Below are 18,301 nucleotides of genomic sequence, written 5' to 3'. Positions count from 1 at the left end.
ACGAGCCGAAAGAATGGCTCAGCTGCAGCAGGAACAACACAGTTCGCGAGTCAACGGCAGTCGCAGACCCAGTGCGGCGGTCACGTAGGTGACCCGCAGTGCGGTCGGACGGCTCGAAGACATGGGATCAAAGTTAACACCGAAATCGCCGTGCACCAAGCCCTGTCGGCAGCACGCGACCTCCCCTGATGTGTGGTTCGCTCCGAAATCCTTGCCGCGCATCGGGTTCCGAGCCGGATGTGGCTCGCGGCACGATTTGTCCGAAAATGCCGAATGGGGGCCGCCGATTCGGCGACCCCCATGGGGTGACTGGCTCGCCCGATCCCGGGCACGCTGGTGGTTTGGAGCGACCTGCGAGCAATCGCTCCGGTCAGGCCGCTTCGGCGACCAACTGACGACGGGCCAGCAGCGCGGTGGCCGAGGCGATCAGTCCGACCAGCGCGACGACGGTGACCAGGTACAGCCCCGGCCGGTACTGCGCGATGCTGGTTGCGGCGCCACCGCTGATCAGACCGGTGACCACGGCCAGCACGACCGCGCCGCCGATCTGGCCCGAGGTCTGCACCAGCCCCGAGGCGAGTCCCTGCTCGTGGTCGGCGATGCCCTCGGTGGCCTGCACCATGACCGAGGAGAACCCGAGTGCGAAACCGAGGCCGAGCAGCAGGAACGCGGGCAGGTAGTCGACGACGTAGTTCGGTTCGGCGCTGCCGCCGAAGGAGATGAACCAGACGTATCCGATCACGAACGAGGTCATCGAGGCGATGATCATCGGCGTGGTGCCGTAGCGGTCGATCAGCTTGCCGGCGACCGGAGACAGGATCGCCACGATGATGCCGGTCGGGGCAAGGGCGAGCGCCATCTTCAGCGGCTCCCAACCCAGGGTGTTCTGCAGGTACAGCGACACGATCGTCTGGAAACTGATGTAGGAGCCGAAGATGGCCAGTGCGGCCAGGTTGGCCCGCACGATCGACTTCACCTTGAAGATGCTCAGCCGCACCAGCGGATGGGCGACCTTGTTCTCCACCACGAAGAACGCGCTGAGCAGGGCGACGGCGAGGACCGCGGTGGCGACAACGCTTGCGGTGAGGCCTTTTTCGGGGGCGGTGACAATGGTGTAGACGGCGGCCAGCATGCCACCGGTCAGCAGTGCGGCGCCCGCGAAGTCGACACGGCCCTGCTCCTTCTCGATATTGCGCGGCACCACGAAGTAGGCGGTCAGTACGACGGCCGCGACGACCAGCACCGGGACGTAGAAGGTCAGCCGCCAGTCGATACCGGTGAGCAGACCGGAGACGATCAGGCCGGAGGCGTATCCGGTGGCGCCGAAGACCGTGAAGATCGACAGCGCGCGGTTGCGGTCGTGGCCTTCCTTGAAGGTGGTGGTGATGATCGAGAGCGCGGCCGGTGCGGTGAACGCGGCGGCGACGCCCTTGATGATGCGGCTGGCGATCAGCAGCGCACCGTCATCGACCAGACCGCCCGCGAGCGAGGCGACTCCGAAAACCACCAGGGCGCCGAGGAATACCTGCCGACGGCCGAGCAGATCGGCGGCTCGTCCACCCAGCAGCAGCAGGCCGCCGTAGCCGAGGATGTAGCCGTTGACGATCCACTGCAGGCTCTCGGTATTCAGGCCGAGTTCGGATCCGATGGAGGGGAGCGCGACGCCGACCATCGAGACGTCGAGTGCGTCGAGGAACATCGCCAGTCCGGCGACGAACAGCACGGCCCACAGTTTCGGGCCCCAACGGCCGGGGGCGTGTTCGGTAGATGCGGCGGTCCGGGTCTCGGGCGCGGTAGCTGTCATAGTCACGTTCAGTAATTTAGATGCACATGCATTAAATGTCAAAGCAAGTAATGCGCGGACATGAAAGAGCTGGTCATGATCTTGCTGGGCCCGCGAACGACCCCGGACAGCACGGAAGGCCCCGCCCGGTCGAGAGCTACTGGGCGGGGCCTACTTCCGTGGCGACGGTGCGCCACGGATGCCGTAACCGGCGGATTCGACCTACTTGGCCGGGACGAACGGCTGGTTGACCGTTGTGAGGTATTGGATGGCGGCTGCGGCGGCGATCGGGGCGCCGACGAAGATTGCTCCGCCAATGACTCCGAGGGGGGCGAGTGCGACCGCACCGATGAGGCAACCGGCGAGTGGTCCCGCGCCGAAAAGGGTAGCCAGTGGCCCGGTCGCGATGCCCGCGGTGACGCCGCCGAGAAGACAGCCGATGGCACCGGCGCCCACGGCGCCGACGATCGCGCCGGCGGCGGCCCCCATGGTGATGGTGGATGTCAATCGCGCCCAGGCCGCGACTTCCCGGTCATAGGGGGTTTTCCAGGGGGCCTGGTCCTCGAAGGGCAGAGCGGCCGGCTTGTAGTGGGCGCGAGCGGGGTCCAACACGGGTGTGAGTGTGGCTGTTCTGCCGTCGATGCGGGCGTCGATGGGGAAGGCGATGTCGTCGAGGTTGAATTCCAGCGGAATACCGGCGAGCAGGTCACCGCTATTCGACCGGAGCTGGAATCGGCCGTTTTCGATGACGATGCTGCCGCTGTCGATGGCGATGACTGCGGCGTTCCCGTCCTGGTAGGCGGTGTAGTGCACACCAGGTCCGATATCAGTGGACATGTCGTCGATAGGTGCTGCGACCGCTGGCACGGAAGTCAGTATCGATCCGGCGATAAGGGCAGCGGGCAGAATCTTGTTGACGCGCATTGCTTTTGCTTTCTGCAGTTTCGGGCAGGGTGGAGCGTCGGCCTGCGGGGGCAGGGGTGCAGGCCGAAAAGGAGCTATCGGGGGCAGGGGCACGTAGGCCTCAGTGCTGGTGGAGCATCCGGCTGCTGGAGGAGACGATCGAGCGTGTGGCGAGCGGTCAGGCGGAGGTTTGTTCGACCGCCGGTACTTTCCAGCTCCCGTCGAGAAGAGACGGCGGATTCTCTGTCGGCCAGTACATGCGCAGCATGAGGATGAACCGATCCTTGGGTGCGGGCAGCCAGTTCGATTCCTTGTCCGCACCCGGCGAGTCGGCCTGGATGTACAGGTCGACCGAACCGTCGGCGTTCTCCTTCAGCGGGTTGCGCTGGCTCAGGGTGTATCGGTTGAGCGGGTTGGCGACGAAGAAATAATCGGCGTCATACATCGTCAGTGACCAAAAGGCCTTGACCGGCGGCATTTGTCCTTTGTCGAAGTGCATGACGTATTTGTTGGCGCCGCTATATGTCTGCGTCGGGCTCTGCCCCTGTGACGCGGGATAGATGGCGTCCTGTGGCAGGTTCGCGCCCAGCCCGATGGCGGTGATATAGGCGCGTTGCCTGTAGTTCGTGCCGTAACGGCCGGTCTTGGTGGTGAACAGCCAGCCGTCCCGGTATGAATTGTCACCGGCGGACACGCCGTCCTTCGCCCAGGCCATGATCCTGCTCTGCGCGGGTTTCGGTGCGTCGGCGATGGCTTCTGTCACCGCTGGATCGAGTTTGGCGGCATTGAAGTCCTGGCCGGGCACGATGCCCAGTTTGCCCAGCTGGGCGAGTATCGGAGCGTCATCGGGGGACGGCGGGTTGGTCGCGAGCAGATCGGCGAAAAGCTTGAAGTAGGACGCCCCGTCCAGCGCGTTGACCTGATCGCGCACGGCGGTCTTCATATCGATCGATGGGTCGACCGTACCGGGCGCCGGGGTGTACGGCTTTCCGTACGACGACAGCGGCACCGCGGTGATCTGGTCTTGCAACGCATGCACGGCCGCATAGTCCTCGGGGGTGCCGGTGCAGTAGAGACGACCGAGCAGCCACACCATATCGGTCGCGGACTTGTACTCGGTGACACCCGCTGGCAGGCTGCCCTTCCAACCGGGGCCGGTGATCGCGAACGTTTGGGCCTTGGTGCCGGTGGTGCGGCTACCCGGAGAGGCGAACACATTGGTCCAGCCGTCGAGCATCGGCAACAGGTAGTACCGATCACCCATATCGGGCACGCTGACGATCCACGGCTCCTTGGCGACATCGAACCATGCCGTGGTGTAGAGGGTGTCGGCGTTGGGCGCGGTAACGGCCCTGAACCCGGCGTCCGGATATTCGCGTTTACGGGCGAATTGCCCCTGCGGCGCGCGGCTGCCGTCGGGAGACGCGACGTTGGTCAACGCCCGTCGTGTGTACTCCATTGTCACCAACGGGTACGCGTAGGTGTATGCATCGACTGCCGCCGCCGCGAGCTCGGCAGCGGATTGTTCGCCCGACTTGGTGCTGTCACGGGTGCCGCACGCGGTAAGCATGCCGACAACCAGAACGAGAATCGCGGCGGCGCTCGCCATGCCTTTGCTGTTCAAGCGATTCATTTCATTCCCCTTTGGGACTGCCACATTGCCGTGGACGGCCTTCCGGTCAGCGCACGTAGAGTTCGCGTCGTAGCCTTCGGCAGGCGCATGGTCGGCAATTCTCGGCCGAAACGATTCGGGTGCGCTGAGTGTTCAGCGGGTGGCGCGATGGTTGGCACTGCATCTGTCGACATCGTCAGAGAACCTCTCGATCGAATGTGGTCGGTCCGAGGTGACGGGCGCTTCGTATGTTCTGATCGCAGAAGACGCCCTGCCCCGGTCGCTTCTTTAGGTGAGCTGGATGCGGGTGGCGATCTCGACGGCGTCCGAGATGTCGGGAACGGCAAGGAATCCGGGATCGCTGTAGGCGGGGTCGGGGTAGCTGTAGTACCCCTGACCGGTCTGCAGTCCCAGCAGGCCCCGGTCGAGGAAGTTCTCGGCGAGGTAGGCGGCGTTGGCGAGCATCTGCCGATCGCCGTGCACGCCTCCCCAATGGCTGAGCACGTCGTATGCGGTCTTCATGCCGACCACGTCGAGCATTCCCATCGGACCGCGAGTTGCTCCCGGGTTGGCGATAAGAAACGATCGGTCGATGTCTTCGGGGGTGGCGATGCCGTTGGTGACCAGCGATTGTGCGGCGTTCAACAGTGGCACGAACCAGGTGTTGAGGACGTAGCCGTTCTGTTCCTTGCGCACCGGAATGGGCAGCATCCCGATTTCGATCGCGTATTCGGTGATCGCGATCAGTGTGCTGTTGGCCGTGCCGGGATGTGCCATGACCTCGGCGACGTTGAGCGCCCAGATCAGGTTGGCGAAGTGCAGCGCGCAGTACTTGTCGGGACGGCCGGTGGCCTCGGCGAAATCGCGCGGCAGCAGGGTCGAGGAGTTCGTGGCGATGAGCGTGTGCTGCTCCAGCAGGTTCGCCATTTCGCGATACACCTGGGTCTTGACCTCGGGGATCTCGGGGACGGCCTCGATCACCAGATCCTTGCCGGATACCGCCGACTCGAGATTCGTCGTGTAGGTCAGCCGCGCGCGGGTGTCAGCGACGTCGTGATCCGATGCGCCAACCGCGGCGAGATAGATTGCCGCGTACTGCGCATGAGCGTCCCGGCATCGATCGAGGGCCTCCTCTGAAATGTCGTAGACCGTAACAGTTTTCCCTTTGAAGGCCGAGTGCCAGGCGATCTGCGCGCCGAGCACTCCGGCGCCGAGCACCGCGACTTTGTCGAGAGTGGACATGGTGTAGTTCTCCTTCGATTGATAGGGCGTGATTCGACTGCGGCGGGGGCGCCGTCAGATCAGCTCGATGACGTGGAGTCCTCCGTCGGCTCCCAGCTGCCAACGCGCTACCCGGTCGGCGCGGAACGCGCGCAAGTCGCCGGCGGCAACGACGCCGGTGCGGAAGCCCGGCATGTGTCAGCAGCCATCGCCGCCGGTGTCGTGCGCGGTCAGTGGTCGGTCGTGGTGGCGAGGAATGGCAGCACCAGTTCGGCGAACTCGTCTGGGCATTCGATCTGCGGCATGTGGCCGATCCCGGTGAACAGGAAGGTCTCGGCGTGCGGGATCAGTCGGCGGGCCGCTCTCAGATGATGCGCGGGAAGGATCCGGTCACGATCTCCCCAGACGATCATGGTGGGGCGCGGGTGCGCGGCCACCGCCGCCATCAGCTCGGCTCGCCACTCGGATCGGACTCCCCTACCCGTTGCGAGTGCACGCGTGGTCTCGTGCATGACGATGCCGCGGTCGGGTTGGCGGGCTATCGCGAGGGCGTGGTCGATTCGATCCTTGGTTGCCAATGATCGGTCGGCGAAGATGGCGCGCTCAGTCAGCCGGGCAACGGCGCGAGTGGTGCTCCGAGTAGCGAGCCTGCCGATGCGCGGCAGGGCCAGGAGTCTGAGCAGGGCGGTGACCTCCGAGCCGAAGGCCGCGCTGTTGACGAGAATCAGGCCCGCCACGCATTCGGGACGCAACGCAAGCAGCTGCAACGCGACTGCGCCACCGAGCGAATTCCCGATGACATGTACGGGCCGCTGCTCACCCAGGGTGTCGAAGAGGTCGGCCACCCAGCGTGCGAGTACCGGCAGCGTAATGGATTCGTGCGGACGGGCGGAAAATCCGAAGCCGGGGAGATCGACCGCGACCAGCCGATGCGCGCCGCTCAACCGCTGGTATTGGGGTGCCCAATCTTCCAGGCTTCGTCCGATGCCGTGCAGCAATAGAACGGGCGGGTTATCGGGGTTGCCTTCGACACGGGCGCGAGTGCGCAGGCCGTTGACGCTGAGGTAGAAGGGCGCGCTCACGCGATCGCTACCTCGTCGTCGGCCGGTGCGGCGGCTGCGGCGTGTGTCGCGGTGAATCGCAGCGCCGGATCCTCGACTGGACCGTTGCGCAACCGAGCACGGTCCGCGGCGTAGCTGTGCTCCAGCGCCCACGGCCCGTCCGAGCCTTGTTGTGGGAACAGCCGCACCGAGCGTTGCATATACCCGGCGGCCATGTCGAACAGTGGTCGCCGGGGCGTGGCCGGGGCACTGACCGGGGTAACGGCTGTGTATCCGTGCCGATCCATGTGGGCGAGCATCCGGCACAAGTGGTCACAGACCAGATCGACCTTCAGCGTCCACGACGCATTGGTGTACCCGATGGCGAAGGCGAAGTTCGGGACGTCGCCGAGCATCATGCCCTTGTAGGCGAGGCAGTCGTGAATGTCCACCTGCCGTCCATCGACATGCAGTTCTACTCCGCCGAAGGCCACCAATTGCAGACCGGTGGCCGTGACGATGACGTCGGTCTCGAGCTCGGCTCCTGACTCGAGCAGGATCCCCCGCTCGGTGAACCGCGCGATGCGATCGGTGACAACCGAGGCCTTGCCACGCGAGATCGCGGTGAACAGATCGGCGTCGGGAACCATACACATCCGCTGGTCCCACGGGTTGTAGGTCGGGCTGAAGTGGGTGTCGACCGCATACCCATCGGGAAGAGCACGGGTGTTGAGACTGCGGATCAGGCGACGAACCAGCGCCGGGTAGCGCCGGCTGCCGTGGTAGATCAGCGACTGGCGGGCAGTGTTCATCCGGCGCGTGATCCGGTAGGCGACGGTATCCGGGAGCAGGCGTCGCAAAGTGTTCGCGATCGGGTCCCGGCGGGGGACCGGTACGACATAGGACGGGGAGCGCTGCAGCATCGTGACGTGGGCGGCTCGCTCTGCCATGGCTGGGATCAGCGTCACGGCTGTGGCGCCGCTGCCGATGACGACGACCTTCTTGCCGGTGTAGTCGAGGTCCTGCGGCCACTGCTGAGGATGAACGATCAGACCGCCGAAGTCCTCGGTCCCCTCGAATCGCGGGGTGTAACCGCCGGAGTGGTCGTAGTAGCCGGCGGCGGAGAACAGGATGTTGCAGGTGACGTCGAACTGCTCACCGTCGCCGTTGCACCGCAGAGTGACTGTCCACCGGGCATCCTCGGACGAGAAGTGTGCGCGTAGCACCTTGTGCCCCAAATGGATCCGCCCGGCGAGGTTGTTCTCCTCGACTGCCTCGTGCAGGTAATCGAGGATCTCCTCCGCGTCGGCGATCGCGTTATCGCTTCGCCACGGCTTGAACTCGTATCCGAAGGTGTGCAGATCGGAGTCCGACCGGATTCCCGGATAGCGGAACAGGTCCCAGGTCCCTCCGATCGCGTCGCGACCGTCGACGATCGCGAATGTCCGCCCCGGTTGCTTGGTCGTCAGGTAATGCCCCATGCCGATACCGGAGATGCCTGCGCCGATGATCAGCACGTCGACGTGCTCGAACTCTGCTGTGACAGGGAAGCGAACCATTGGTGAACTCCGTGACTGTTTCGGGTACACGATCTGTCAGACCAGGGTCCTGTGACGGGCCTCACTTATACAAGTGCAAGTAGCACCAACTTCTCGAACATTTGGTGCAATCCGCACCATCAACGCCGTACGATGGCGGCATGTCCTGGCCAGAACCGTCCGAACGCGTGCGCGAGTTGATCAGCCACTGCGCCCAGAGCGCCCTGAACGCCTCGCCCGAGTGGCTCACCGAAATGGACGACGCGACGTTATCGGCAGTGAACATGCAAGCGATCGCCGACGACCCCGAGCTACGCACCGCAGTAATTCGGCTCAATCGCGCCAACCTCGTGCATTGGGTGACGGCGAACATCCGCGATCCCGGGGTGCCGGTACCGCCCAACCTCGATCCCGAGCCCCTGCGTATCGCCCGAGACCTGGTGCGACGCGGACTCAACGAGTCGACACTGGACGCCTACCGAATGGGCCAGAACACCGCATGGCGCCGGTGGATGGCCACCGCTTTCGAAGCGACCTCCGACCACCAGGAGTTGCGCGAACTGCTCGAAACAACCGCCCGGTCGATGTTCGGGTTCCTCGACACGACAATCGCCGCCATCTGGGCCCAGATGCAGCTCGAGCGCGAGGAACTGATCCGCGGCAATCACGCCGAGCGACGCGAGGCCGTCGCGCTGATCCTGGACGGCGCCCCGATCACACATCAGCGCGCCGAAACCCGCCTCGGCTACAACCTCGACCAGAACCACACCGCGGCCGTCGTCTGGAACCCCGACCCAGACCCTGCTCCGGGTGACCTCGAACGCGCCGTGGAAGCCCTGGCCCGGGCAGCCGGAGTTACGCGCGCGCTGACCGTGATCGCCAGCGCCGCAACGCTATGGGTCTGGATACCCGGCCCCCGCGCCCCCGACATGAGCCAGTTGCAGGCAGCGGTCGATACGATCCCGACGGTCCGTGTCGCCATCGGACCCACCGCACAAGGCGTCGACGGGTTCCGGCGTAGCCACCTGGACGCTTTGACCACCCAGCGCATGGTGGCGCGCCTGCACTCTGCACAACGCGTGGCCAGCTTCGAGGCGGTACAGATGGTTTCCTTGCTCACCCAGGACGCCGACCATGCCGACCAATTCATCCGGAATACCCTCGGAGACCTCGAATCGGCCGACCGGGACTTGCGGGCGAGCCTCCTGGTCTTCATCCAAGAACGATGCAACGCCGCACGCGCCGCGAAGCGCCTGTTTACGCACCGCAACACGCTGTTGCGTCACCTCGCCCGCGCCCAGGAACTCCTACCGCGACCACTGGACGACGACGTCGTGCGTGTCGCAGTGGCGCTGGAACTGCTGAACTGGCGCGGGGCCGGCGTCTGACCTGATGTTCGGATGAGTTCCCCCCGTTTTCCGGAGCGCTCCGATTTATGGGCGTCGACTCCCGTGTGATTCATGCCACAGCAGGGCCCTGACGTTGGACAAGTGGAGCCTGCCCAACGTCAGGGCTTCAGGTGACGTCCGGTGCACTCGCTCCAGACGTATCGCGTGCTCGACGCGACATATCCCCTACCCGAGGGCGATGGGGTGAATACGCGAGCCCGCCGAAAACGCCGCGGCACCCATTTAGTGGACCGCAGGTCGTGGTCTGATCTCAGCGCATTTCACCAGGTCAGGTCATTTCCCTTGGAAAGGGGAATTGACCGTGGTGAAGTACTGGATCGCCGCACCGATCGCAACCGGCGCGGTCACGAAGATCTGACCGGCCAGGGTGCCCAGCGCGCCGATGGCGATGACGCCGCCGAGGCAGCCGATGGCGGCGGCCGGAATGAACGGACCGAACAGGCCGACGATGGTGGCCGAGGCGACCGTGGCACCGGCGATACCGCCGAGTACGCAGCCCACCGCACCACCGGCGAGGCCACCGACCAGCGTGCCGATCGTGGCGGCCGCCGAAATGGTGCTCGTCAGCCGGGTCCAGGCCGCGACCTCACGGTCGTATTCGGTCTTCCACGGCGCCTTGTCCTCATACGGCAGCGCGACCGGCTTGTAGACCGCGTGCTCGCGATCGATATGCGGGGTCAACGTCGCGGTGCGATCGGAAATCTGTGCGGCGATCGGGAATTCGAAGTCATCGATCGTGAACTTCAGCGGAGTGCCCGCCAGCACGGTTCCGTCGGCTGCCTTGATCTCGAAGACACCATCCTCGACAACCAGCGAACCCGCGTCGGTCTTGATGATCGATGAATCGTTGACCGCTTCCGCGGTGAAATTGATTGCGCCATTGTCGCTTTCGAGCGCGGCCGGTGCGGCGGCGGAGGTGCCCGCGGCCACTCCGGTCGCCATGGTCACCAGCGCCGCGACGACGGCGAGCTTCCTCATCCTCATGTACTGCAGTCCCTCATCTAGGTGTTGCTATCGAGGGAAAGCATCGAGGAGAACTCGATTGTGCACGAGGAAAAAATGCAGGCAGATTCCAATGGGGCAAATCCGGAGCGACCTCAGGACTTCTTGGCGGCGGCCTTCATCTGCTTCTTGAATGCCCGCACTTCCAACAGTGATTCGCCGTCGACGATATCGGCGGCGGAGCGACGAGAACCCTGCTCGGAGTAGGCCCCCGCCGCTGCTTCCCATCCCTTCGGCCGCACGCCGAGCTGCTTGCCGAGCAGTGCGAGGAAGATCCTGGCCTTCTGATCGCCATAGCCGGGCAGGTCCTTCAGTCGGCGCAGCACCTCTTTGCCGTCCGGATCGCCCTGCGTCCAGATCCGTTCGGTCTTGCCGTCATAGTTTTCCACCACGTAGCGAGCGAGTTCCTGGGTCCGGCGCGCCATGGACCGGCCGTAGCGGTGGATGGCGGGCGGGGTGGCGCACAGTTCCTCGAATGCCTCGGTATCGGCGTCGGCGATGCGCTGGATGTCGAAGCCGTCCATCCGGTCGGCGATCTTCTTGGGCCCGCGGAAGGCGTGTTCGAGCGGAAACTGCTGATCCAGCAGCATGCCCGTCAACAGCGCAAAGGGATCCTCGGAAAGGAGCTTGTCCGCCTCCGATTCCTGCGCGAGACACAGCTTGACAGTCGCGGACTTTGCTTTGGCCACGGGACTTCCTTTCGCTCGTGGGCCGCTGGCGACTGCTTGCAGGTCGCTCGGAATGGTCAGCTCCCCCGATCATCTCACTCGACGCCCCGATGTGGTCCGCCCCACCCGGATCGATGGTGTGCCCGAATCGTGACGGAGATCACATACCTGCCGTGCGGGGTGCTCGGCCCCCAAGTAGGCTCGGCGCATGCCTCAGACGACGGCAATACCTAGAGACGGAATCGGGCCCATGAATATGTACGGGTTACGCCCGGATCGCTTCGACAGCGCGGGCCAGGATCAATTGGTCGACGTGCGCGATCTGCAAGCCGCGCTGCCCGGCATCCGACGGCTGCGCACCTGGGCACACGAAGCATTGGCACTGCAGCCCGGTGAGAGTGCGGTCGATATCGGGTCGGGCACCGGTTCGGAGGTCATGGCGTTCGCGGACGCGGTCGGCCCGACCGGCGCCGCGATCGGTGTCGAACCCGATCCGCAACTGCTCGTCTCCGCCGAACACCGCGCCGAACAGGCCGGATCGACGGCCAAGTTCCACTCCGGCGACGCCTACGGGCTGCCTTTCGGCGCGGATACCTTCGACGCCGCACTCTGCGAGCGGGTGTTCCAGCATCTGACCGCACCCAATCGCGCCGCCAACGAGATAGCGCGGGTGCTCAAGCCCGGCGGTCGCGTTGTGGTGGTCGATAGCGACTGGGGCACCGCGATCGTGCACCCGGGCGATCGGCAGGTGGTTCGCGAGGTCACCGACACGCTGCTCGCCGCGACCACCAACCCGTTCTCCGGCCGCCGACTGCCCGGACTGCTGACCAAGGCGGGCCTGGTGATCGACGAGATCGGCTCGCACGCGCTGGTACAGGATCGGACGGTCGGTGCTGGCGCACTGGTCAACCGGATCTCGGCCATGGCGGTAGCGCGCGGATCCATCACCGAGGCGCAGCGCGATCAGTTGATCGCGGATCTGGAGCGGGGCGCCGAAAGCGGTGACGTCCACCTGTCGGTCACCATGTTCGCCGTCCTGGCCCATAAACCCCACTGAACGTGGCCGTCGAGGTATCGACAGCGGCACGGTGGCAGGCGCTACTGGAAGCGACCTGACTGCGGGCCGAAATACGATGGGCGCGTACCGATTCGGTGCGCGCCCATCGCATTGTTCGACTAGCTTCCGAGCAGTTTCTCGGTGGCCGCCAAGAGCACACAGGTGGCAAGGCCGTCCATCGCCTTCTCCAGTTCCGGCAGCTGCGGGAAGCTGGGGGCGATGCGAATGTTCTTGTCCTCCGGATCATTCCGGTAAGGGAAGGCCGAACCTGCTGCGGTGAGCGCGATTCCGGCATCCTTGGCCAGCGCGATCACCCGGGCCGCAGTGCCTTCCAGCACGTCGAGGCTGATGAAGTAGCCGCCCTTCGGCTCGGTCCAGGACGCCACCTTCGACGCACCGAGCCGGTCCTCCAGGACCTTGCGCACCAGTGCGAATTTCGGTTCCAGGATGGCGCGGTGCTTCTGCATATGCGCGCGTACGCCGTCGGCGTCTTCGAAGAAACGAAGGTGGCGCAATTGGTTGATCTTGTCCGGACCGATGCTCTTCTTCGAAGCGTGACCGAGGTACCAGTTCAGGTTCGGCGTCGACGCACCGAGGAAGCTGACGCCCGCGCCGGCGAAGGTGATCTTCGAGGTGGACGCGAAGACGATGGGCCGGTTGGGGTTTCCGGCCGCGGCCGCCATACCGAGCACGTCGAGGACGGGCACGGCGGTATCGGTCAGTGGGTGCACCGCATAGGCGTTATCCCAGAACAGCCGGAAATCCGGCGCCGCGGTCGGCATCGAAACCAGTTCCCGGACAATCTCATCGGAGAAGATGACACCTGTCGGGTTGGAGTAGTTCGGTACCGCCCACAGTCCCTTGATCTGCGGATCGTCCGCCACCAGTGCGGCGATGGCGTGCACATCCGGACCGTCGTGACCGGTCGGAATCGGAATCATCTCGAAGCCGAGCGCCTCGGTAATGGTGAAGTGCCGGTCGTAGCCCGGACTGGGGCACAGGAACTTCAGGGTGGGCTCGGCCACCCAGCGCCGCTCGGAATCCGGGGTTCCGTACAGCAATGCGTAGGTGATCACGTCGTGCATCAGCTCGAGGCTGGCGTTATTGCCCGCGATCAGGTTCTCGACCGGAATGCCGAGCAGCTCACCGAAGATCGCGCGCAACTCCGGGAGACCGTGCAGCCCACCGTAGTTGCGGCAGTCGGTGCCGGTGCCATCCTTGAAATCGCCCGCGCCGGGCAGCGAAAGCAGGTCCGCGGAGAGGTCGAGTTGTTCCGGCGAAGGTTTTCCTCGAGTGAGATCCAGCGTGAGCTTCTCGGTCTTGAGCGTCGCGTAATTCGCGGTCTGGGTCTCGTGTTCGGACACGAGCTCCGGGTTGCTCATCAAACCGATCTGCGTTTGCCGGGGCATCCTGGACAGCCTTTCGAAGCAGCGAGGGGCGAATGACGTCCGAACCGATCTGCTGCGGTCGGACCGTTGATCCAGCCGAGCGCGTTCGACGTCCGGCGGACCGTGTTCACGTTACCCGGCGGTTGCTCCGAATTGGAGTGAATATATAGGGGACCCCGCGCACCCGGCAGAGCCCGTTGACCCTTGCTGCCTTCCGGCCCTGGGGGAGTTCACAGGATGCGCGCCGCGCGGGATCCGTCAGCAAGTGTAGCCGCTGCCGCACACCGCGCCAGGCCGGGGTCACACCCGAACCGGACCCCACCCCCGAACCAGCGATTTTTGTGGACCGCACGGGCCAATTTGGTGACCGGCCGGGTGCACCCGGTATGCTGCTCCACGGAGGATTCGCCTAGTGGCCTATGGCGCTCGCCTGGAACGCGGGTTGGGTTAACGCCCTCAGGGGTTCAAATCCCCTATCCTCCGCCACGGCAAACGCCTCTGACCAGACTTTAATGGCTGGTCAGAGGCGTTTGCCGTAATACCTTGTCTGCGTTGGCAAATGCTCCGCATTGTTGAGCATACGTCCTGTTCAGGGCGGTTTTCACAGCCCTTGCCGTCGTTTTCGCACGTAGATGGCGTGTTGACCGCGTCAACAGGCTTCGGGATAGGGGATCATCTCCCCTTACCCATCCTCGGCGCCGGTCGCAGCAATCCGGATGCGCGGGGTCTCGCCGGACAGGATCCGATGTGGTAGCGCGGTGAAAGTGGAGCAGAACTACGATCCCTACCCGACCACGATCGTCGCTTCGTGACTCACGGGGAAATTCACCGAATTCGCGATGAAGCACTTCTTGTGTGCCTCGGCGTGCATACGTTCCGCGGTCTCGACCATGCCTGCCTCGGTGAGGGTGACCTGCGGCCGCAGCGTGACGTGCTGGAATCGCACGTCATCCATGAGGCCGATGGCATCGTCGCGATAATCGGTGACCACGACCCCCGCTTCGACGCAGAGATGCAGATACCAGAGCATGTGGCAGTCGGACAGGGACGCGACCAGCAGCTGTTCCGGATTCCACCGGGTGCGGTCCCCGCGGCCGACAACGGGATCCGCGCTCGCCAGAATCGGCGGCCGCCCGTCGGCCAGTAAGTCGTGATTGCGGGAGTAGTCGCGATATCCGGTGGTCGCACCCGACCAGGTGACCGAGACCTCGTACACATGTTCAGCCATATGCCGACCATCCCACACTTGCGGGACGCGGACTACGGCTGTGGCGGCAGGTAGCACCGCGGATTTTGGATTCCGCGGGTTCTTGGCCCGAGCCCAGGCGGGACAGCGCAGTCCGCTCATGGATCGGGACGGGCGAGGTCCCGGTCCTGGGCCCGGCGAACCTGTCGCCACATGATATGGCGCACATATGTCCGAGGAACTGGGCCGCCCGGTGCGCTACGAACGGCACTCGCTCGCCGACTTCCGAACGGCACTGACTGCCCGCGGCCTTACCAGCACGCTCGCACAGGGTTACGTCGTCCGACCGAGTCATGTTCACTATTTCCGCATGGCTGGTTGATGGTGGGCATGTTCACCCACGATCCAGGATCCTTAACAGCCCGAAAAGTCCTGGTGATGGCCCCGATTCGAACCTTTTACGGCATGTTCGACCATCCAAGACGCCCTGTGATCCGAATGCGAATCGACAAGGTCCTCTGCACTGTGAAAGGTAATAGATGGGCACAGGCAAGCACAGAAAAGTCAGTTCGCGTCAACAGAAGGTGGGGTCGATGGTAGTGGCGGGAGCGGTTCCCGTTGTTCTTACTCTGGTGGGTAGCAACGGTGCCGCGAATGCCGAGCCCGACCGGCACGTTCCGGTGAGCCAGACCGAGCACGGCAGCCACGTTGCCTTCGTGGCCGACGACACGGATTCCGGCGAGGGGACCCCCGCCGTGCAGGCAGAACAGACCCCGGACTGGCCCGCCGCCCAAGCGCCGAATGTGCGCCCGTACCGGGGAATGCGAATCCCGGACGACACGCGCAGTTCGCTGCAGTGGGCGCGGCCGGTACCGAAAAGCGAGTATCTGTCGCCGGTCGAGTTCCTGCACGGCCCGGTCCCGGTCGCGCCGGTGCCGCCGATCGCGCCGCCGCCGGGCATGTTGCGTTTCGGCGACGTGCAGGTCCAGGCGCCGGATTGGCTGCCACGGGAGCCCGCCATCCAACTCAACGACGCCGCGGCGGTCACCGAGGCCGATCTCGCAACGTTCTTCGACTCGGTCGGTATGGAGCGCACTCGCTCCGATCGTATTGCGAGTCAGACCGTCGGCTCCGCGGCGCTCGGTGCTGCCGCAGGCGCAGCGGTGGCGAGCCCGTTCGCACTGATCGGCGCAGGTGTCGGCGGTGCACTCGGTCTCGCGATCGGCGTACCGTTCGCACCGATCGGTCTCGCCGCGGGGCCCATCGGCGCCGCATACGGCGCGGCCCTCATGGCGGCACCGCTTGCCGCCATCGGCGCGGGAATCGGCGCGGGTCTCGGCGCGACGCAGGCCCTCACCGCACCCCCACGAGCCCTCGGCCCAGCCGATGCCGCCACAGACGAACCCGCGACCGATTGACCGGCCTTCCACTTTGTCGAACAGGTGGCGACACCGCCTGAAAGAGACCGGCAGATATATCGGCTGCGGCACGCGGCCCCTTTGGCCTGTCGATTTGTGACAGGTCAAAGGGGCCGAGGTATCGGAGACTATGGGCCTGACGTGCTGTTGTTTTCGGGCACCTGCGTCGAGCTTGACCTTCACCCGTACGTGAATGTTTACGGTCGCGTACATGACACACGCAGCAACCGAAATCCGCCTCGCCGCCCGTCCGGGCGCGTTGCCGACCCTCGACGACTTCGAAGTCGCCCAGGTCGACGTGACCGCTCCCGCCCCCGGTCAGGTCCTGGTGCGAAATCTGTTCACCTCCCTCGATCCCGGCATGCTCACCCGCATGCGCGGCGAATATGTGCCCGGAAAGGTGATGACCGGCGACGCTGTCGGCGAAGTCGTCGCGTCGGCCGACCCGTCGCTGCGCGAGGGTGATCTGGTTCGACATCTGTTGGGCTGGCGTGACTACGCGCTGGCCGACGCGTCTCGGTTCATGCCGGTGCCTCGCGACATCTATCCGTCGGCCTCCTACTATCTCGGATTCGGCCTCAACGCCTATGCGGGATTGACGGCCATAGCCGAGCTCCGCGCGGGCGACACCGTATTCGTTTCGAGCGCTGCGGGTGCGACCGGCGGCCTGGCCGGGCAGATCGCCAGGCTCATGGGTGCCGGGCGCGTGATCGGCAGCGCTGGTTCCCCGGAGAAGGTCGTTCATTTGACCGATCGACTCGGCTTCGACTCCGGCTTCGATTATCGCCACGGATCGATCGCCGACCACCTGCGCACGGCCGCGCCCGACGGTGTGGATGTCTTCTTCGACAATGTCGGCGGGGCACAGCTGCGGGCCGCGATCGAGGTCATGAACCCGTTCGGCCGCATCGCCATGCACGGTTTCCTCGCACACGACGGCGATCTCGGGGACCTGCGCACGGTTATCGGTAGGCGGCTGACGCTGCGCGGCTTCACCGTAACCGACCACATGGGACTCATCGCCGAATTCGGCCCGCGGTTGCGAACCTGGCTCGACAACGGGCAGATCGTCTACGACGAGACCGTGATCGACGGACTGTCGAATGCCCCGCAAGCGCTGCTGGACCTGCTCGCGGGGCGGTTCACCGGCAAGGTCGTGGTGTCCATAGGCTGAAGTGATGCTCATCGGTGAACTGGCCGGAAGCACCGGAACGACTACCCGTGCGCTGCGCTACTACGAGGAACAGGGCCTGCTGCTCCCCGAACGTACGCCCGCCGGATATCGCGTCTACGGACCCGAAGCACTGCGGCGCGTCAAGAACATCCGCAGGTTGTTCGACCTGGGCTTCACCGTCGCCGACGTCCAGGCGTTTCTGCCCTACCTCGATGATGATCTGCCCGAGGTGTTCTCCGAAGATCCCCGATGCCCGGACGGATATGCGGTGGGCGCACAGCGAGTCGCCGAGTTGAATGAGCGCATCGAGACACTCACGCGGCTGCGGGACAAGCTGGTGGCACAGGCGCCGTGGTTGCGGACGGCACGTCCCGACCGGTCGACGCCTTAGCGGTTCATACGCTCGTTGGCCCAGTTGGCTGGTGGCGACCGCCGCCACACGCCTAGGATCAGAGGCGTCGGGGGATGCACAGCTCGACGAATCGGCGAGTCGGATCCGTGCGATGAACTCGCCGGAAGAAGGCACGATGATGACCAGGAAGACCGCCGCCGACACCGGTCGGCGGCTCGCGAAGGTCGCGCTGGTCGGGGCCGCGATGACGATTCCGATGGTGTCGGTTCCCGCCATGGCGGCACCGGCCCCCGCACCCGGTGTAGTGCGCACTGATAACCCACACTGTGACCGTTACGACCTTTGGGGCATCGACCGCTGGCAGAGTGATCGATGGAACAAAGACAAATGCGACGGATGGAACCAAGGCTGGGGCTCGAGCAATTTCTTCCCTCCAGGTTGGGGCTCGAACAATCTGTTTCCCAAAGGCTGGTTCGGCAGTAGCTGACCGAACGGATCCGCGCGTCGCACAGTAGGAAAACAGCACATCCGCTCGGCCCGCCCGCGGGCT

General features: G+C 64.9%; 16 protein-coding genes, 1 tRNA gene and 1 other RNA gene. 7 read left to right on the top strand and 11 right to left on the bottom strand.

Features of this window, described 5'->3' with window-relative positions; all coding sequences use genetic code 11:
• Nucleotides 1-370 precede the first annotated feature (370 nt).
• The 6 genes from ACQP1G_RS01735 to ACQP1G_RS01710 form a co-directional block, all read right to left on the bottom strand.
• A complete protein-coding gene (locus ACQP1G_RS01735; protein ID WP_433207992.1) occupies nucleotides 371-1,804 on the bottom strand; it encodes an MFS transporter in 1,434 nt (477 codons plus the stop codon).
• A gap of 201 nt (nucleotides 1,805-2,005) precedes the next feature.
• Complete coding sequence (locus ACQP1G_RS01730; RefSeq protein ID WP_433197689.1) at nucleotides 2,006-2,707, bottom strand: hypothetical protein; 702 nt, start codon at nucleotides 2,705-2,707, stop codon at nucleotides 2,006-2,008.
• Nucleotides 2,708-2,864: 157 nt separating this feature from the next.
• Complete coding sequence (locus ACQP1G_RS01725; protein WP_433207989.1) at nucleotides 2,865-4,295, bottom strand: DUF1254 domain-containing protein; 1,431 nt, start codon at nucleotides 4,293-4,295, stop codon at nucleotides 2,865-2,867.
• Between the two features lie 291 nt (nucleotides 4,296-4,586).
• Nucleotides 4,587-5,540: a 3-hydroxyacyl-CoA dehydrogenase gene (locus ACQP1G_RS01720; RefSeq protein ID WP_433197687.1), complete on the bottom strand. Its 954-nt coding sequence runs from the start codon at nucleotides 5,538-5,540 to the stop codon at nucleotides 4,587-4,589.
• 209 nt (nucleotides 5,541-5,749) lie between these two features.
• Nucleotides 5,750-6,601, bottom strand: a complete 852-nt coding sequence (locus ACQP1G_RS01715) for an alpha/beta fold hydrolase (protein WP_433197685.1) — start codon at nucleotides 6,599-6,601, stop codon at nucleotides 5,750-5,752.
• The gene (locus ACQP1G_RS01710) at nucleotides 6,598-8,118 is read right to left on the bottom strand and encodes a flavin-containing monooxygenase (protein WP_433197683.1); all 1,521 of its coding nucleotides are present in this window, start codon (nucleotides 8,116-8,118) and stop codon (nucleotides 6,598-6,600) included. The genes ACQP1G_RS01715 and ACQP1G_RS01710 overlap by 4 nt, the downstream gene beginning before the upstream one ends.
• 140 nt (nucleotides 8,119-8,258) lie before the next feature.
• On the opposite strand from ACQP1G_RS01710, the gene ACQP1G_RS01705 reads away from it, so the two are divergent.
• Nucleotides 8,259-9,485, top strand: a complete 1,227-nt coding sequence (locus ACQP1G_RS01705) for a PucR family transcriptional regulator (RefSeq protein WP_433197681.1) — start codon at nucleotides 8,259-8,261, stop codon at nucleotides 9,483-9,485.
• 294 nt (nucleotides 9,486-9,779) lie between these two features.
• On the opposite strand, the gene ACQP1G_RS01700 is transcribed toward ACQP1G_RS01705, so the two are convergent.
• Nucleotides 9,780-10,490, bottom strand: coding sequence for a hypothetical protein (locus ACQP1G_RS01700; protein WP_433197679.1), 711 nt, complete (start codon nucleotides 10,488-10,490; stop codon nucleotides 9,780-9,782).
• 113 nt (nucleotides 10,491-10,603) lie between these two features.
• Nucleotides 10,604-11,197, bottom strand: coding sequence for an HhH-GPD-type base excision DNA repair protein (locus tag ACQP1G_RS01695; protein WP_433197677.1), 594 nt, complete (start codon nucleotides 11,195-11,197; stop codon nucleotides 10,604-10,606).
• A 187-nt stretch (nucleotides 11,198-11,384) separates the two neighbouring features.
• Between ACQP1G_RS01695 and ACQP1G_RS01690 the strand changes: the two genes are divergently transcribed.
• A complete protein-coding gene (locus ACQP1G_RS01690; RefSeq protein WP_433197675.1) occupies nucleotides 11,385-12,233 on the top strand; it encodes a methyltransferase domain-containing protein in 849 nt (282 codons plus the stop codon).
• Nucleotides 12,234-12,352: 119 nt separating this feature from the next.
• On the opposite strand, the gene ACQP1G_RS01685 is transcribed toward ACQP1G_RS01690, so the two are convergent.
• A complete protein-coding gene (locus tag ACQP1G_RS01685; protein WP_433197673.1) occupies nucleotides 12,353-13,642 on the bottom strand; it encodes an aminotransferase class I/II-fold pyridoxal phosphate-dependent enzyme in 1,290 nt (429 codons plus the stop codon).
• A gap of 144 nt (nucleotides 13,643-13,786) precedes the next feature.
• Nucleotides 13,787-13,881, bottom strand: an RNA gene (ffs, locus tag ACQP1G_RS01680) — signal recognition particle sRNA small type.
• Nucleotides 13,882-14,019: 138 nt separating this feature from the next.
• Here ffs and ACQP1G_RS01675 point away from each other — a divergent pair.
• Nucleotides 14,020-14,107: transfer RNA gene (locus ACQP1G_RS01675), tRNA-Ser, on the top strand.
• Between the two features lie 298 nt (nucleotides 14,108-14,405).
• Here ACQP1G_RS01675 and ACQP1G_RS01670 read toward each other — a convergent pair.
• Nucleotides 14,406-14,849: an OsmC family protein gene (locus ACQP1G_RS01670; protein WP_433197671.1), complete on the bottom strand. Its 444-nt coding sequence runs from the start codon at nucleotides 14,847-14,849 to the stop codon at nucleotides 14,406-14,408.
• Between the two features lie 551 nt (nucleotides 14,850-15,400).
• Here ACQP1G_RS01670 and ACQP1G_RS01665 point away from each other — a divergent pair.
• From ACQP1G_RS01665 to ACQP1G_RS01650, 4 genes are all read left to right on the top strand, one after another.
• A complete protein-coding gene (locus ACQP1G_RS01665; RefSeq protein ID WP_433197669.1) occupies nucleotides 15,401-16,225 on the top strand; it encodes a hypothetical protein in 825 nt (274 codons plus the stop codon).
• Between the two features lie 211 nt (nucleotides 16,226-16,436).
• A complete protein-coding gene (locus tag ACQP1G_RS01660; protein ID WP_433197667.1) occupies nucleotides 16,437-17,399 on the top strand; it encodes an NADP-dependent oxidoreductase in 963 nt (320 codons plus the stop codon).
• 4 nt (nucleotides 17,400-17,403) lie between these two features.
• Nucleotides 17,404-17,790, top strand: a complete 387-nt coding sequence (locus tag ACQP1G_RS01655) for a MerR family transcriptional regulator (protein ID WP_433197665.1) — start codon at nucleotides 17,404-17,406, stop codon at nucleotides 17,788-17,790.
• 112 nt (nucleotides 17,791-17,902) lie between these two features.
• Complete coding sequence (locus tag ACQP1G_RS01650) at nucleotides 17,903-18,238, top strand: hypothetical protein (RefSeq protein WP_433197663.1); 336 nt, start codon at nucleotides 17,903-17,905, stop codon at nucleotides 18,236-18,238.
• Nucleotides 18,239-18,301: the final 63 nt, after the last annotated feature.

It is taken from the genome of Nocardia sp. CA-107356, from assembly GCF_050946365.1.
In the GTDB taxonomy this organism is placed as follows: domain Bacteria; phylum Actinomycetota; class Actinomycetes; order Mycobacteriales; family Mycobacteriaceae; genus Nocardia.
This window is presented reverse-complemented; position numbering and strand designations above follow the sequence as displayed.

Bases quoted from the DNA above. Each gene is read 5' to 3' on its own strand.
- ACQP1G_RS01705 (WP_433197681.1), top strand. From the start codon at position 8,259: ATGTCCTGGCCAGAACCGTCCGAACGCGTGCGCGAGTTGATCAGCCAC.
- ACQP1G_RS01700 (WP_433197679.1), bottom strand. From the start codon at position 10,490: ATGAGGATGAGGAAGCTCGCCGTCGTCGCGGCGCTGGTGACCATGGCG.
- ACQP1G_RS01655 (WP_433197665.1), top strand. From the start codon at position 17,404: ATGCTCATCGGTGAACTGGCCGGAAGCACCGGAACGACTACCCGTGCG.
- ACQP1G_RS01735 (WP_433207992.1), bottom strand. From the start codon at position 1,804: ATGACAGCTACCGCGCCCGAGACCCGGACCGCCGCATCTACCGAACAC.
- ACQP1G_RS01670 (WP_433197671.1), bottom strand. From the start codon at position 14,849: ATGGCTGAACATGTGTACGAGGTCTCGGTCACCTGGTCGGGTGCGACC.
- ACQP1G_RS01710 (WP_433197683.1), bottom strand. From the start codon at position 8,118: ATGGTTCGCTTCCCTGTCACAGCAGAGTTCGAGCACGTCGACGTGCTG.
- ACQP1G_RS01720 (WP_433197687.1), bottom strand. From the start codon at position 5,540: ATGTCCACTCTCGACAAAGTCGCGGTGCTCGGCGCCGGAGTGCTCGGC.
- ACQP1G_RS01690 (WP_433197675.1), top strand. From the start codon at position 11,385: ATGCCTCAGACGACGGCAATACCTAGAGACGGAATCGGGCCCATGAAT.
- ACQP1G_RS01660 (WP_433197667.1), top strand. From the start codon at position 16,437: ATGACACACGCAGCAACCGAAATCCGCCTCGCCGCCCGTCCGGGCGCG.
- ACQP1G_RS01685 (WP_433197673.1), bottom strand. From the start codon at position 13,642: ATGCCCCGGCAAACGCAGATCGGTTTGATGAGCAACCCGGAGCTCGTG.
- ACQP1G_RS01665 (WP_433197669.1), top strand. From the start codon at position 15,401: ATGGTAGTGGCGGGAGCGGTTCCCGTTGTTCTTACTCTGGTGGGTAGC.
- ACQP1G_RS01650 (WP_433197663.1), top strand. From the start codon at position 17,903: ATGAACTCGCCGGAAGAAGGCACGATGATGACCAGGAAGACCGCCGCC.
- ACQP1G_RS01730 (WP_433197689.1), bottom strand. From the start codon at position 2,707: ATGCGCGTCAACAAGATTCTGCCCGCTGCCCTTATCGCCGGATCGATA.
- ACQP1G_RS01725 (WP_433207989.1), bottom strand. From the start codon at position 4,295: ATGGCGAGCGCCGCCGCGATTCTCGTTCTGGTTGTCGGCATGCTTACC.